A 13,033-nucleotide genomic window follows, 5' to 3' on the forward strand; every position below is an offset into this window, starting at 1 on the left:
GAAAACGCGATGAAAAAACTGATTGCAGCATTTGTCGGTTCCATGGCCCTGGCGGCGGCGCCGGTAGCCCTGTCTGCCGAGGCGACCAAGGAACTGAAGATGGCGTACGACGCCGACCCCGTGACCCTCGACATTCATGAGCAGCTGTCTGGTGGCATTCTCCAGCTGTCTCATATGACCTTTGATCCGCTGTTGCGCTGGACCAAGGATCTTGGTTTCGAGCCGCGCCTGGCAGAGAGCTGGACCCGGGTTGATGAAAACACCATGCGCTTCAAACTCCGTTAGGGCGTGAAGTTCCATTCCGGCAACGAGCTGACGACCGCGGATGTGAAGTTCACTTTCGACCGCCTGAAGCAGAGCCAGGATTTCAAGGCCATCTTCAAGCCCTTCAGCGGCATCAACATCATCGATGATTACACCTTCGAGCTGGTCACCAGTGAGCCCTATCCGCTGCTGCTGAACACCGCCACCTATATCTTCCCGTTCGACAGCGAGTTCTACAGCGGCCAGACCGAAGACGGCAAAGACGGCAAAGACAAGAGCGCCATCCTCAAACATGGCAACTCGTTCGCATCCGAGAATCTGTCGGGCACCGGCCCTTACACCGTGACCGAACGCAAGCAGGGTGTCCGCGTCGAGTTCGAGCGCTTCGACGACTACTGGGATACCGAGTCCCCGGGTAACGTCGGCAAGATCGTGCTGACTCCGATCAAAGAGAACAACACCCGGGTTTCTGCGCTGCTGTCCGGTGGTGTCGACTTTATCGCCCCGGTTCCGCCCAATGATCTGGAGCGGATCCGCAACGACAAGAACGCCAACCTGGTCACCATGAGTGGCACCCGCATCATCCTGTTCCACATGAACCAGGAGCGAGTGGAAGCCTTCAAGAACCCGAAGGTTCGCCAGGCGATTGCCTATGCCATCAACCAGGAAGGCATTGCCGCCAAGATCATGAAAGGCTTCGCCACCCCTGCTGCCCAGATGTCGCCTGAAGGCTACCAGGGCTATAACGAGTCCCTGACACCGCGCTTCGATGTGGCCAAGGCCCAGGAGCTGATGAAGGAAGCCGGTTACGAGGACGGTTTCACAATCACCATGATGGCGCCGAACAACCGCTACGTGAACGACGACAAGATCGCTCAGGCAGTGGCTGCCATGCTGGCGCGCATCAACATCAAGGTGGATCTGAAAACCCTGCCAAAGGCCCAGTACTGGCCGGAGTATGACAACCGCGCCGCTGACATGATGATGATCGGCTGGCACGCGGATACCGAGGACTCCGCCAACTTCTACGAGTTCCTGACCTTCTGCCCGGATGCCGACACTGGCGCTGGCCAGTACAACGCCGGTAACTACTGCAACCCGGAAATCGACGCCCTGGTACAGAAGGCCAACGTCGAGACCGACCTGGACAAGCGTGCCGCCATGCTGCAGGAAGTGGAACAGCGTCTGTACGATGATGCCGCCTTTGTTCCGCTGCACTGGCAGGACCTGGCCTGGGCCTCCAAGAAGAACGTGAATATTGAGCCGGTGCTCAATGTCATGAACTTCCCGTACCTGGGTGATCTGGTTGTTGAGTAACTGCCTTTGATGGCCGGCCGGCGCTGGAGTGATCCGGCGCCGGCCTTTTGTTTGCAAGCCTTATCCGGAAGCTTTCCATGTTAGCGTTTTTGGTTCAGCGGATTTCCCAGGCGTTTCTGGTCATGTTTGTGATCAGCGTGATTGCCTTTGCCATTCAGGATGGCCTCGGGGACCCGCTTCAGGAAATGGTGGGGATGTCCGTCTCCGAAGAGGAGAGGGAAGCCATTCGAGAGGAGCTTGGCCTGAACGACCCGATGGTGGTGCAGTACCTGCGGTTTGCAGGCAATGCGCTCCAGGGCGACCTGGGCAACTCCTATTTCTACAGCAAGCCGACCCTGGAAGTGATCGCCGAGCACCTGCCGGCGACGCTGGAGCTGGTCATCGGTGCCAGTCTGATTATTGTGTTTCTTTCCGTGCCGATTGGTGTCTATGCCGCTATCCGGCCCCAGGCATGGTTATCCAAATTCTTTATGGGCGTCAGTACCGTGGGTATTTCCATCCCGGTGTTCCTGACGGCCATTGTGCTGATTCAGCTGTTCTCCATTGGTGTGACGGTGAACTGGTTTCCGTCCGATACCGGGTGGGGGCAGTGGCTGAACGACTTCTTTTCCACTGAGGGCGGCCTGCCCTCTTACGGGCGTGGTGATGAGCTGACTCACCTGTTCGCCACCTGGGAATCGGGCTTCTTCACCGGTACCGGTCTGATGCACCTGATCCTACCGTCGGTGTCGCTGGCCTCGATCATGCTGCCGCTGTTTATCCGGCTGATCCGGGCCGAGATGATGGAAGTGCTGCAGAGCGACTATGTGCGTTACGCCCGGGCCAAGGGCCTGAGCGCCGGCCGCATCAACTTCCTGCACGCACTCAAGAACACCATGCTTCCGGTGATCACCGTGGGTGGCGTGCAGATCGGCATTATGGTGGCGTACACCATCCTTACGGAAACCGTGTTCCAGTGGCCGGGCGTGGGCCTGATGTTCCTGGAGGCCATTACCCGCAGTGACATTCCGCTGATCGTGGCTTACCTGATGGTGGTGGGCCTGATTTTCGTGGTTACCAATACCCTGGTGGATCTGATCTACGGTCTGGTGAATCCCACCGTCAAACTGACAGGAAAGAAAGCATGACAACGGCAACGGTTTCCCGCTGGTACCGCTTCCGCGAGTCCTTCTTCTGGTACAGCTTCAAGCGCGACAAGGTGGCGATTGTCAGCTTTGCCGTGCTGCTGCTGATGGTGCTGGCGGCGGTGTTCGCGCCCCTGCTGGCGCCCGCCGATCCCTACGATCTGGCGCAGATCAACATTATGAATTCTGAGCTGCCCCCGGTGGGCATGAGCGGAGCCGATCCGGCATTTCCTCTGGGCACCGACGCCCAGGGCCGGGATCTGCTGTCCACGATTCTTTACGGTACCCGGGTGTCCCTGATGATCGGTTTCGGGGCGGTGGTCCTGCAGGCGTTTCTGGGCATTCTGTTCGGTCTCCTCGCCGGCTACCTGGGTGGCAAGGTCGATGCGGTGCTGATGCGCATTGCCGATGTGCAGCTGTCCTTCTCCACTCTGATGGTTGCCATCATCGTGGGCGCAGTGTTCAAGGCCAGCTTCGGTAACCTGATGTTCGGTGAGATCGCCATTTACATGCTGATCTTCATCATCGGTGTTGCCGAGTGGCCCCAGATTGCCCGGACCGTTCGTGCTTCGGTGCTGGCGGAAAAGAAGAAGGAGTACGTGGATGCGGCCAAGGTGATGGGTTTCGGGACCCGTCGGATCATGTTCCGGCACATCCTGCCCAATACGCTGTCGCCCATCTTCGTTATCGCCACGGTCCAGATCGCCAACGCCATTATCTCCGAGGCGGCGCTGTCGTTCCTGGGGCTTGGCATGCCGGAGACCCAGCCGTCGCTGGGCTCGCTGATCAAATCCGGCTTTGACTACATCCAGGGCGGTTCCTGGTGGATCACCCTGATCCCGGGCCTGGTGCTGGTGGTGCTCGTGCTGGTCATCAACCTGTTGGGTGACTGGTTGCGGGATGTGATGAACCCACGGCTGTACAAGGGGTAACACCATGGCACTGTTGGAAGTAAAAGATCTTGATGTACGTTTTGCCGTGCGTGGTGGCGACCTGACAGCGCTGCGCGGCATCAGCTTCAGCCTGGACAAGGGCGAGCGCCTGGGCCTGGTGGGGGAGTCCGGTGCCGGCAAGTCGGTGGCTGCCTTTTCCATCCTGAACCTGATTGCCAAGCCGGGCTACATCGCCGGCGGACAGATCCTGTTCGAGGGCAGGGACCTCGCCGCCATGAGCGAGCGGGAGCTGCGCCGAATCCGTGGTAACCGTATCGCCATGATCTTCCAGGATCCGATGATGACCCTGAACCCGGTCCTCACCATCGGAACCCAGATGGTGGAGGCTCTCCTTGCCCATCGGAAAATCAGTAAAAAAGAAGCCCGTGCCATTGCTCTGGACCGGCTGCAGAAGGTGCAGATTCCTTCTCCGGAGAAGCGTCTCGATCAATACCCCCATGAGCTGTCCGGGGGCATGCGCCAGCGGGTGATCATTGCCATCGCCCTGCTGCTGGATCCGGAAATCATCATCGCGGATGAGCCCACGACGGCTCTGGATGTCACCATTCAGGCGGAAATCATGGATCTGCTACTGAACCTGTGCGAACAGGAGAACGTGGCGTTGATGCTGATTACCCACGATCTGGGCGTGGTTTCCCAGGTGACCCAGCGAATGCTGGTCATGTACTCCGGCCGGATTATCGAGCAGGGGCCGACCCGGGAAATTATCAACGATGCCCAGCACCCCTACACCCAGGGGCTGATCAACGCGCTGCCCCAGATGGGCGAGCCCGGCGAGCGGCTGTTCCAGATTCCCGGCTCCATGCCATCGTTGAAGAACGTGCCCTCCGGCTGTCCGTTCCATCCCCGCTGCAACTTCGCCACCGAGCAGTGCAAGCAGGCCATGCCGGAGTATGTGCGCTCGGGCAATGTGAATGTGGCCTGTTACGAAGTTGCCAACCTGATTGAACAGGAGAAACGCATGCAGGAGGCCGAATCATGACCTCCCCTCTGGTAAGTATCAGCGGTCTCGAGAAACGCTTTGACCTGTCCGGCAGCCTGCTGGAGCAGATCACCTTTGAGGGTGGACGCTTCCGCCGCAAACAGGAGGCTGTCCACGCCATCAACGGCGTGGACCTGGAAGTGCAGAAGGGCGAGGCCCTGTGCGTGGTGGGCGAATCCGGCTGTGGCAAGTCGACCGTGGCCCGAACCGTGATGGGGTTGCTCTCGCCCAGCGCCGGCGAGATTCACTACGACGGCCAGCGCATCGACAATCTGGAGCGCAAGGATTCACTGCCGTACCGGCGCAAGATGCAGATGATCTTCCAGAATCCCTATGCGTCCCTGAACCCGCGCATGACCATCCAGCAGACCCTGGAGGAGCCGATCCGGTTCCATCATCCGGACTGGTCCCCGGTGCAGGTGCGGGACAAGATCCATGAGGTGATGCATTCGGTGGGCATTGATCAGGACTGGGGCAACCGCTTCGGCCACGAATTCTCCGGTGGCCAGCGCCAGCGGATCGCCATTGCCCGGGCCCTGGCAGTTGATCCGGAGTTCATCGTGGCCGACGAGCCGATCTCGGCCCTGGACGTCTCGATCCAGGCCCAGGTGCTGAACCTTCTGATGGACGCCCAGGAAAGCAGGGGCTTGACCTACCTGTTTATTACCCACGATCTGGCGGTGGTGGAGCATTTCGGCACCCGGGTTGCCGTCATGTACCTTGGGCGGGTTTGTGAGCTGGCGGATACAAAAACGCTGTTTTCCGCGCCCCGACATCCCTACACCCAGGCGCTGTTGTCGGCTATTCCGAAACTGGAGGATGATCGCCCCAACCACATCCGCCTGAAAGGAGAGGTGCCCACGCCGGTGAACCTGCCGTCGGGCTGTGTCTTCCACGGTCGGTGTCCCTACGCCAACGAGCGCTGCCGGCAGGAAATTCCGCAGCTGATCACCACGGATGGCGGTACCCAGGTGGCCTGCCACGCGGTGGAAGAGGGCCGGTTGTAACGGCGCCGCTGCGATAGGCTATGATGCCAGCAGCAGAACTCGCATCGATACAACGACATACCCTCAGGGGACTCCATGGAAGTAAGCTGGTTGGAAGATTTTCTGGCGCTGGCCCGAACGCGCCATTTTTCACGTGCTGCCGAGTTGCAGCACGTGAGCCAGCCTACGTTCAGCCGCCGGATCAAATTATTGGAAGAAGCCATGGGCAGCACGCTGGTCAACCGCCAGACGCTGCCGCTCTTGCTGACGCCTGCTGGCGAGATATTCCGGGAGCTGTGCGAGCGAATCACCCGGGATGTCCGGGATACCCGTGATCGAATCAGCGCCCTTGAAGCCGAGGTGTCTGCCAGGATCAGTGTGGGTTCCACGCAGGGTCTGTTTTCGCACTTTTACCAGGGCTGGGCGAAAGACGCGGGCATTGCCGAGCGTTTGCAGCTAAATCTGAATGCCACCAGTTGGGTGGGGGAGCAGTTTCTGGAGGCGCTGGACAGTGGCGAGTGTGATCTGGTGCTGTGCTATTGGCATCCCGATCTGCCCTGGGGCGGGAGGCTGACTGCCGATAGTTACGACTGGCTGGTGCTGGCTCGCGAATCCCTGGTTCCGGTCAGTGTTGCTGGCGATCAGGGGCATCCGCGGTTTGCCTTGCCGGGCAGCCCGGAACAGCCGGTACCGCTGATCGCTTATCACAGTCGTGGTTTCCTGCAATCGGCGATTGAGGGCCATCTTGCCCGCAACAGGTTGACGGCCAATCTGTTACCCCTGAACGAGAACACCCAGTCCGCCAGCATCAAGGCGCTGGTGAAGCAGGGGTTCGGTATGGGGTGGTTGCCCCGGCGCATGACAGAAAAAAGCGAACAGTTCGGCAGTCTGGTGCGAGCCGGTGACGAAGGCTGGGATGTCCCCCTGGAAATTCGCCTGATCCGTCTCCGTGACACCCGGTCGGACGATCTTTTAACGCTCTGGAAAACACTGGAAGATGGCCATGCCTGATGATGCGCTGTTGTCGCTGCAGACCGATCACCTGAAAGAACTGCAGGCCCGATACGAATCGGCCCTGGCAGAGCATGGCTACGACAGCCTGCTTATTGCTTCCGGCGCCGCGCCTTACCGTTATGGAGATGACCAGGCCTGGCATTTCCAGGGTTATGGTCCGTTTCTGCACTGGACCGGGCTGGCCGGTCGCGAACACTGCTGGCTCTGGATCCGGGCCGGGCACAAGCCCGTGCTCTGGCTGTTCGAACCGGTCGACTTCTGGCACGCCAATTCGCCACTGGCGGAAGAGCCCTGGCAGCAATTCATCGAGGTTCGCAGCAGTGCCTCACCCGAGGCCCCGTTGCTGGATGATCCGGAAAGTCTTGCGGTGATCGGGGATCCTGCCCTGATATGGAATATTCCGGGTGAGAAAAACCCGGAGGCTCTGTTGAGGGATCTGGACGAGACCCGCGTGTGCAAAACGCCCTACGAAATCGAGTGTCTCGCACAGGCGAACCGACTGGCTCTGGCAGGCCACGCGGCGGCCCGGGACGCGTTCCTGGCCGGCGAGAGCGAGTTTGGCATCAACCTGGCCTACCAGCAGGCAACCGGTCAGCGGGAAGCCGAAGCGCCTTATCACAGCATTATCGGGCTGAACGAGCACGCCGGGACGTTGCACTACCAGTATTACGATACGCAGCCGCCGGGGCAGACCCGTAGCCTGCTGATCGATGCCGGGGTCCGTTTTCGGGGCTACTGCTCCGATATCACCCGTACCACGGCAGGTCCGGAAGAGTCGCACTTCGCAGCGCTGATCCACGGTCTCGACCGGCTCCAGGTCAGGCTCTGCGACATGGTCGCGCCCGGGGTGGACTACATCGACATCCATCGCAAGGCCCATCAGGGGCTTGCCGCCCTGCTGTCGGCCACCGGTCTGGTTACCGGCCTGGATGACGAGGGTATCGTCGAAAAGGGCATCACCCGTGTATTCTTCCCCCATGGCATCGGTCACTTCCTGGGCGTCCAGGTGCACGACGTGGCTGGAAAACCAACGCCGCCTCCGGACGACGCGCCGTTTCTCCGTCTCACCCGCCGGCTTGAACCCGGTATGGTGGTAACCATCGAGCCGGGTCTCTATTTCATTCCGTCGCTGCTGGATCCACTGCTGGAAGGCGAGCTGGGGCAATATTTAAACCGGGAGCTGATTGGGCGGCTGAGAGGCTGCGGCGGAATCCGTATCGAGGACAACGTGGTGGTTACCGACGCAGGTTCGCGGAATCTGACCCGGGGTTTGTGAGTCTCGCAACACAAAAGTTGCACAAATTTAAGCCAGAAGGCTTGCATTTCTAGATGCCAATGACAATAATTATCACTAACTTTTATTGTCATTGGTGAGTCACTGCTATGTACGTTTGCCTTTGCCACGGCGTAACCGACCGGGAAATTCGCGAAGCTGCCGATAACGGCGTGTCATCCATGCGCCAGCTTGGCAAAGAGCTGGGTGTGGGCACCCAGTGTGGACGCTGTGCCTGCACCGCCCGCGAAATCCTGCGCGAGAGCCGCACGCCCGATTACCTGGCCATGGCCAACATGCTCGCCCAGCCTGCCTGACCGGCACGATTGGCCGGTTCTGTTTTTCTCCTGCGCCATAAGGGGCTATCCTAAGACACTGATTCATTCGGCCATCAGGGAGCCCGACCATGAAAGGCGATAAAAAGGTCATCCAGCACTTGAACAAGGTCCTCGGCAACGAGCTGACCGCGATCAACCAGTACTTTCTCCATTCCCGCATGTACAAGGATTGGGGTATTACCAAGCTGGCCGCCAAGGAATACGAAGAATCCATCGACGAGATGAAGCATGCAGACCAGCTTATCGAGCGGATCCTGTTCCTCGAAGGGCTGCCCAATCTCCAGGATCTGAACAAATTGCTGATCGGCGAAAACGTCGAGGAAATGATCTCCTGCGATCTCAAACTGGAAGAAATTGCCCACACCGACCTGAAAGAAGCGATCCTCTACTGCGAGGAAGTGCAGGATTTCACCAGCCGTGAACTGTTCCGCAGCATTCTCGATAGTGAAGAAGAGCACATCGACTGGCTGGAAACCCAGCTGGAAATGATTTCCCAGATGGGCATCCAGAACTACATCCAGCTTCAGTCATCCGCCGCGGAGTAATTTCAGACAATGGACTTGTCCTGTTTTAAAGCCTACGACCTGCGAGGCCGGGTGCCGGATCAACTGAATCCGGTCCTTGCTGAAAAAATCGGACGCGCTTACGTGGAAATCACTGGCGCGAAAAAAGTCATCGTGGGCTACGACATCCGGCTGTCCAGTCCCGACATTGCCGAGGCACTCAGCTCCGGCCTCATGGCCGCCGGCGCGGATGTGTTTGATATCGGCCTGTGCGGCACCGAGCAGGTGTATTTTGCCACCAGCCATTACAAGATGGACGGCGGCATTATGGTGACTGCCAGCCACAATCCCAAAGATCACAACGGCATGAAAATGGTCGGCCCTGAATCCCGGCCTATCAGCTCCGATAACGGTCTGAACGAGATCCGCGACCGGGTGCTGGAGCCATTCGGTGATGCACCTCAGCAGGGTCGCTACGAACCACTTGAGGTGATGAGCGCCTACGTGGACCATCTCCTGGGGTATATCGATGCCGGTTCGCTCAGCCCGCTGACCATTGTCTGCAACGCCGGTAACGGCGGCGCCGGCCTGGTGATCGATGAACTCGAACAGCACCTGCCCTTTGAATTCGTGAAAGTGCACCACCAGCCAGACGGCCATTTTCCCAACGGCGTACCGAACCCGATCCTCCCGGAAAACCGGGCGGCGACGGCCGACGCCGTTATCGCGGAAGGCGCTGCCATGGGCATCGCCTGGGATGGCGACTACGACCGCTGCTTCTTCTTCGACGAAAACGGCCGTTTCATAGAGGGGTACTACATTGTTGGTTTGCTCGCCGACCAGTTCCTGCGCAAAACCGGCGGCGGCAAGGTCATCCATGACCCCCGTCTGACCTGGAACACCCTTGATCTGGTGAAAGCCGCCGGTGGCGAAGCCATCGAGAGCAAGACCGGCCACGCCTTCATCAAACAGAGAATGCGTGACGAAGATGCCGTGTATGGTGGCGAAATGAGCGCCCACCACTACTTCCGCGACTTCGCCTATTGCGACAGCGGCATGATCCCCTGGCTGCTGGTTGCCGAACGCCTCTGCCAGTCCGGCCAGACCCTGTCGTCGCTCATCGATGCCCGAATCGAAGCCTACCCCGCCAGCGGCGAAATCAACCGCACCATCGATGATCCCCCCAAGGTCATCGCTGCGATTGAAGCCAAATACAGCGTTGGCGCCAAAAGCGTCAGCCACGTGGACGGCGTAAGCATCGAATTCGACGACTGGCGCTTCAACCTACGAATGTCCAACACCGAGCCGGTTGTACGGTTGAACGTAGAATCGCGGGCGGATATTCCGTTGATGGAAGAGAAGACGGAAGAATTGCTGGCAGAAATGCAGAGATTGAACGAGGAGAGGTAACTCCTTTTTTTGGGGCCGAGTGGGACGCTTGTCCTCATGAAACTGTGCGGAGCCAGGGATGGCGGAGCCCAAGCGTCACAGGGATGTGCCGTTAGGAGCGTGTTTCAGGAGGACAAGCGTCCCAGTCGGTCTTGCACCTGAAGTCAGAGCCAGTCGTTCAGCATAATCCCGATACCGAACCGCTGAATCCGGTGGTTATAGTCGATCAGACTCTCCCCATACCCGTTGTAGTACTGGAAGAACCCCTTAACCGTATCCCCCATTGGGAAACTGTACCCGAACTCCACCGACGTCTTGTTATCATCCGACCGCAGGTTATTCATCAGCCGCAACGAAAACGTCCGATCCTCGGTCAGCTTGTATACCGCATGGTAATTGGCATACCCCAGGTAGCGCTGGATGTCCGCATTATCATCGTCATTGTTCTCCGGAATCCGATACCAGGGCTGGACCATAAAGAGCCAGCGATCATAACTGTACGCGGCTGAGCCCATGATGCGATTCCAGCTCCGGGACTTCGGTTCAGACTGCCCGTTGGACTGGTGATTGAATCCGAGGGTCACGCCATTCAGTCGGCCCGGTCCGATATCCCAGTCGGTCTGGTATCGGGCGAATATCTCCGGCTCGTAGTTGGTTTCCCGGAAAGGCGCGGAGTCGTCCTGGTTGTACACCTGCCAGAACGAGGTCTGGGTATAGCCAAACCAGAGTGTTGTGCGGTCATCCAGAATTCCCGTCAGCAGTGGGACCTTGAAACTGATCTGGTACTTGGCTTCTTCCCGTTCCAGGTCGTAGTCATAACCGATGGACCCTAGCCGGGGACTGGATGGCGATTCGTTCGGGTCTTTCACCCAGCTCACCGGCAGGATGTAGGTGGGCCGGTGCCCCACAAAGCTGCCGGAAAAGGAAAACACGGCTTTCTCGGCGGCCACATAGCGGTCCACCAAGGCAGACATAACGCCTGCGTCGGAATCGCCTTCCAAGGCACTGCCGGCAACGGCATCGAGATCTTTACCATTGGGCGCCAGTTGCTCCGCGCTCTTCTCGGCCTGTTCCTTGGCGCTTTCCGATGCCTGGGCCTGGCTCTCAGTGGGTTTGTAGAGGCTGTCAAAACAGGCCAGTCGCTTGATGCCATCGTCAATCAGGGCGCACTGTTCGGGTGAATCAATGGAGGGCGCTTCCTCAGTCTGTGCCGACACGTTTACAGGCACCGACAGCATCAACGAGAAGGTAATGATGGCCGTGGGCGGCGCCAACAGGTGTGGGGATGTCATCAGGTGCTCTCCTAGCTGGCGGTCAGACTGAACCAGGTGTTGGCAATGCCATAGATCCAGACGCCGATCAGGGTGACGGCCAGAAGTGAGAAAATAACCTTGTGCTTGAACCGGTTGCCACTTTCCGCCGAGGCTACCCAGCGCAGGTACATGAGGCCGATAAAGCTGATGAAGACCCCGAGGCTGGCGAAGGCTGGAATCAGCAGCCAGCCGGCGCTGATGGTCTGACCGTCGCTGGTCTGGCTGGAAAACCACCCCATGGAAGCCAGCAAAACGGCAAGCGCCGTAAATTCGGCAATCAGCAGCGGTTTGCGCAACGGGTGGGGTGAAGTCGGTTCCGAATTGGTCATGGAAACAGGTCCTGAATGATGAAACGTCGGCGAACACCATGGTAACCGGATTGTTCGCGAAACACCCTCTGACTTACGAAATCGCAATTAAAATGGTTGAAATCAATTTATGATTTTGCTGTTTGGTTTTTTTGCCGGGTTTCAGTCGCTATAATGCGGCGACCGAAGATTATAACGCTCAAATGCGAGGTGCATTGTGAAGATGAAGAGAGTCCTGGCTGCTGTGTTGGTCGTTGCAGGCCTGACAGCTAGCGCCGTAATGGCAAGCGTCGAAGATGAAATCCGTGCACGTATCCAGCCGGTTGGCGAAGTGTGTCTGCAGGGTGACGAATGTGGCAGTGCTGCTGCTCCGACCGAGACCGCCAGCTCTGGTCCTCGTTCAGGTAGCGAAGTGTATGACGCGGTTTGCATGGCGTGTCACACCACCGGTGCTGCTGGTGCACCTGTGATTGGTGATGCCGATGCCTGGGCTCCTCGCATCGATAAAGGGCTGGACACTCTGGTCAGTCACGCGATCAATGGCTTCAATGCCATGCCTGCAAAGGGCGGTTGTGCAAGCTGTCCGGATGAAGAAATTCAGGCGGCTGTCGAGCACCTGGTGGCAGAAAGTCAGTAAGGCTATTTTGAGTAAAAGAAAAGCCCCCGATATTCGGGGGCTTTTTCTTATGGCCTTTCGGCCTTCCGGTTTAGGCGGTCAGGGGAGCGGTTTACGCCTCAGCTCGCCGACTATAATCGCTGTTTCGCCGGAGGCGGTTTGCAGGCTGATCGACCAGCTCTGATGTTCTGGTTCCTGGTGATGCATGCTCTCCATCGCTGCCAGGCGTGGGTCTAGCCAGCCAAAACTGGCACTTTGCGACAGCACTGCCCATCTGTCACTCTCCTCAACGGGCGTTCCCGAGAGAGTGGGGGCGTTTGGCAGAGACCGCCAGCTCGGGCTTTCGGTATTGACCATGACGGTCTTGCCAGTAAACCTGAGAAATGCCTCGTCTTGGGTTCCCAATACTGTCAGAGGGGTGTCGCCCCGGTAGCTCAACAGGATGCCCGGGCGTGGGGCATCCAGAATCATCGCGTTCAATCCCTGAATGTTCGGCTGCTCGGTAATGCGGGCCTGCACGATCTCAGAGGGAGCGCCCTCTGCGTCGGGTGCCCCATGCGCCCCCGCTGGCGAGGAAGCCAGCAGGGGCATCAGGCCGAACAAAACCAGTGGCAAGCCGCCAGTACTGATCCGTCCGTTTTTCATAATGTACT

The 13,033-nt window shown here is 58.7% G+C and carries 15 protein-coding genes; 12 read left to right on the plus strand and 3 right to left on the minus strand.

What is annotated here, in order from left to right; genetic code table 11:
* The first annotated feature begins 9 nt into the window (after positions 1 to 9).
* From AC13E3_RS05225 to AC13E3_RS05275, 11 genes are all read left to right on the plus strand, one after another.
* The gene (locus AC13E3_RS05225) at positions 10 to 285 is read left to right on the plus strand and encodes a hypothetical protein (RefSeq protein ID WP_227507707.1); all 276 of its coding nucleotides are present in this window, start codon (positions 10 to 12) and stop codon (positions 283 to 285) included.
* Between the two features lie 3 nt (positions 286 to 288).
* Entirely contained in the window at positions 289 to 1,581 is a 1,293-nt protein-coding gene (locus AC13E3_RS05230; RefSeq protein WP_405418253.1) for an ABC transporter substrate-binding protein, read from the plus strand.
* Between the two features lie 77 nt (positions 1,582 to 1,658).
* The gene (locus AC13E3_RS05235) at positions 1,659 to 2,708 is read left to right on the plus strand and encodes an ABC transporter permease (RefSeq protein WP_104271568.1); all 1,050 of its coding nucleotides are present in this window, start codon (positions 1,659 to 1,661) and stop codon (positions 2,706 to 2,708) included.
* Complete coding sequence (locus AC13E3_RS05240) at positions 2,705 to 3,637, plus strand: ABC transporter permease (RefSeq protein WP_104271566.1); 933 nt, start codon at positions 2,705 to 2,707, stop codon at positions 3,635 to 3,637. Before AC13E3_RS05235 ends, AC13E3_RS05240 begins: the two co-directional genes overlap by 4 nt.
* Before the next feature lie 4 nt (positions 3,638 to 3,641).
* Positions 3,642 to 4,640: an ABC transporter ATP-binding protein gene (locus AC13E3_RS05245; protein WP_104271564.1), complete on the plus strand. Its 999-nt coding sequence runs from the start codon at positions 3,642 to 3,644 to the stop codon at positions 4,638 to 4,640.
* The gene (locus AC13E3_RS05250; RefSeq protein ID WP_104271562.1) at positions 4,637 to 5,647 is read left to right on the plus strand and encodes an ABC transporter ATP-binding protein; all 1,011 of its coding nucleotides are present in this window, start codon (positions 4,637 to 4,639) and stop codon (positions 5,645 to 5,647) included. Before AC13E3_RS05245 ends, AC13E3_RS05250 begins: the two co-directional genes overlap by 4 nt.
* A 75-nt stretch (positions 5,648 to 5,722) precedes the next feature.
* The gene (locus AC13E3_RS05255) at positions 5,723 to 6,637 is read left to right on the plus strand and encodes a LysR family transcriptional regulator (protein WP_104271560.1); all 915 of its coding nucleotides are present in this window, start codon (positions 5,723 to 5,725) and stop codon (positions 6,635 to 6,637) included.
* Positions 6,630 to 7,916, plus strand: coding sequence for a Xaa-Pro dipeptidase (pepQ, locus tag AC13E3_RS05260; RefSeq protein ID WP_482901793.1), 1,287 nt, complete (start codon positions 6,630 to 6,632; stop codon positions 7,914 to 7,916). The genes AC13E3_RS05255 and pepQ overlap by 8 nt, the downstream gene beginning before the upstream one ends.
* A gap of 107 nt (positions 7,917 to 8,023) precedes the next feature.
* Positions 8,024 to 8,230 (plus strand): bacterioferritin-associated ferredoxin, encoded by a 207-nt coding sequence (locus AC13E3_RS05265; protein ID WP_012139146.1) that lies wholly within the window; start codon positions 8,024 to 8,026, stop codon positions 8,228 to 8,230.
* Positions 8,231 to 8,319: 89 nt separating this feature from the next.
* Positions 8,320 to 8,796 carry a bacterioferritin gene (gene bfr, locus AC13E3_RS05270; RefSeq protein ID WP_014575823.1) on the plus strand — a complete coding sequence of 159 codons (477 nt, stop codon included), beginning with the start codon at positions 8,320 to 8,322 and terminating at the stop codon, positions 8,794 to 8,796.
* A 9-nt stretch (positions 8,797 to 8,805) separates the two neighbouring features.
* Positions 8,806 to 10,164: a phosphohexomutase domain-containing protein gene (locus AC13E3_RS05275; RefSeq protein WP_092033518.1), complete on the plus strand. Its 1,359-nt coding sequence runs from the start codon at positions 8,806 to 8,808 to the stop codon at positions 10,162 to 10,164.
* Positions 10,165 to 10,307: 143 nt separating this feature from the next.
* On the opposite strand, the gene AC13E3_RS05280 is transcribed toward AC13E3_RS05275, so the two are convergent.
* Positions 10,308 to 11,435: a phospholipase A gene (locus tag AC13E3_RS05280; protein WP_104271558.1), complete on the minus strand. Its 1,128-nt coding sequence runs from the start codon at positions 11,433 to 11,435 to the stop codon at positions 10,308 to 10,310.
* Between the two features lie 11 nt (positions 11,436 to 11,446).
* A complete protein-coding gene (locus tag AC13E3_RS05285) occupies positions 11,447 to 11,785 on the minus strand; it encodes a hypothetical protein (protein ID WP_014575826.1) in 339 nt (112 codons plus the stop codon).
* A 202-nt stretch (positions 11,786 to 11,987) separates the two neighbouring features.
* On the opposite strand from AC13E3_RS05285, the gene AC13E3_RS05290 reads away from it, so the two are divergent.
* A complete protein-coding gene (locus AC13E3_RS05290) occupies positions 11,988 to 12,401 on the plus strand; it encodes a c-type cytochrome (RefSeq protein WP_053114121.1) in 414 nt (137 codons plus the stop codon).
* Between the two features lie 78 nt (positions 12,402 to 12,479).
* On the opposite strand, the gene AC13E3_RS05295 is transcribed toward AC13E3_RS05290, so the two are convergent.
* The gene (locus AC13E3_RS05295) at positions 12,480 to 13,025 is read right to left on the minus strand and encodes a hypothetical protein (RefSeq protein ID WP_104271556.1); all 546 of its coding nucleotides are present in this window, start codon (positions 13,023 to 13,025) and stop codon (positions 12,480 to 12,482) included.
* Positions 13,026 to 13,033: the final 8 nt, after the last annotated feature.

The sequence above is a fragment of the Marinobacter sp. L-80 genome (assembly GCF_056859395.1).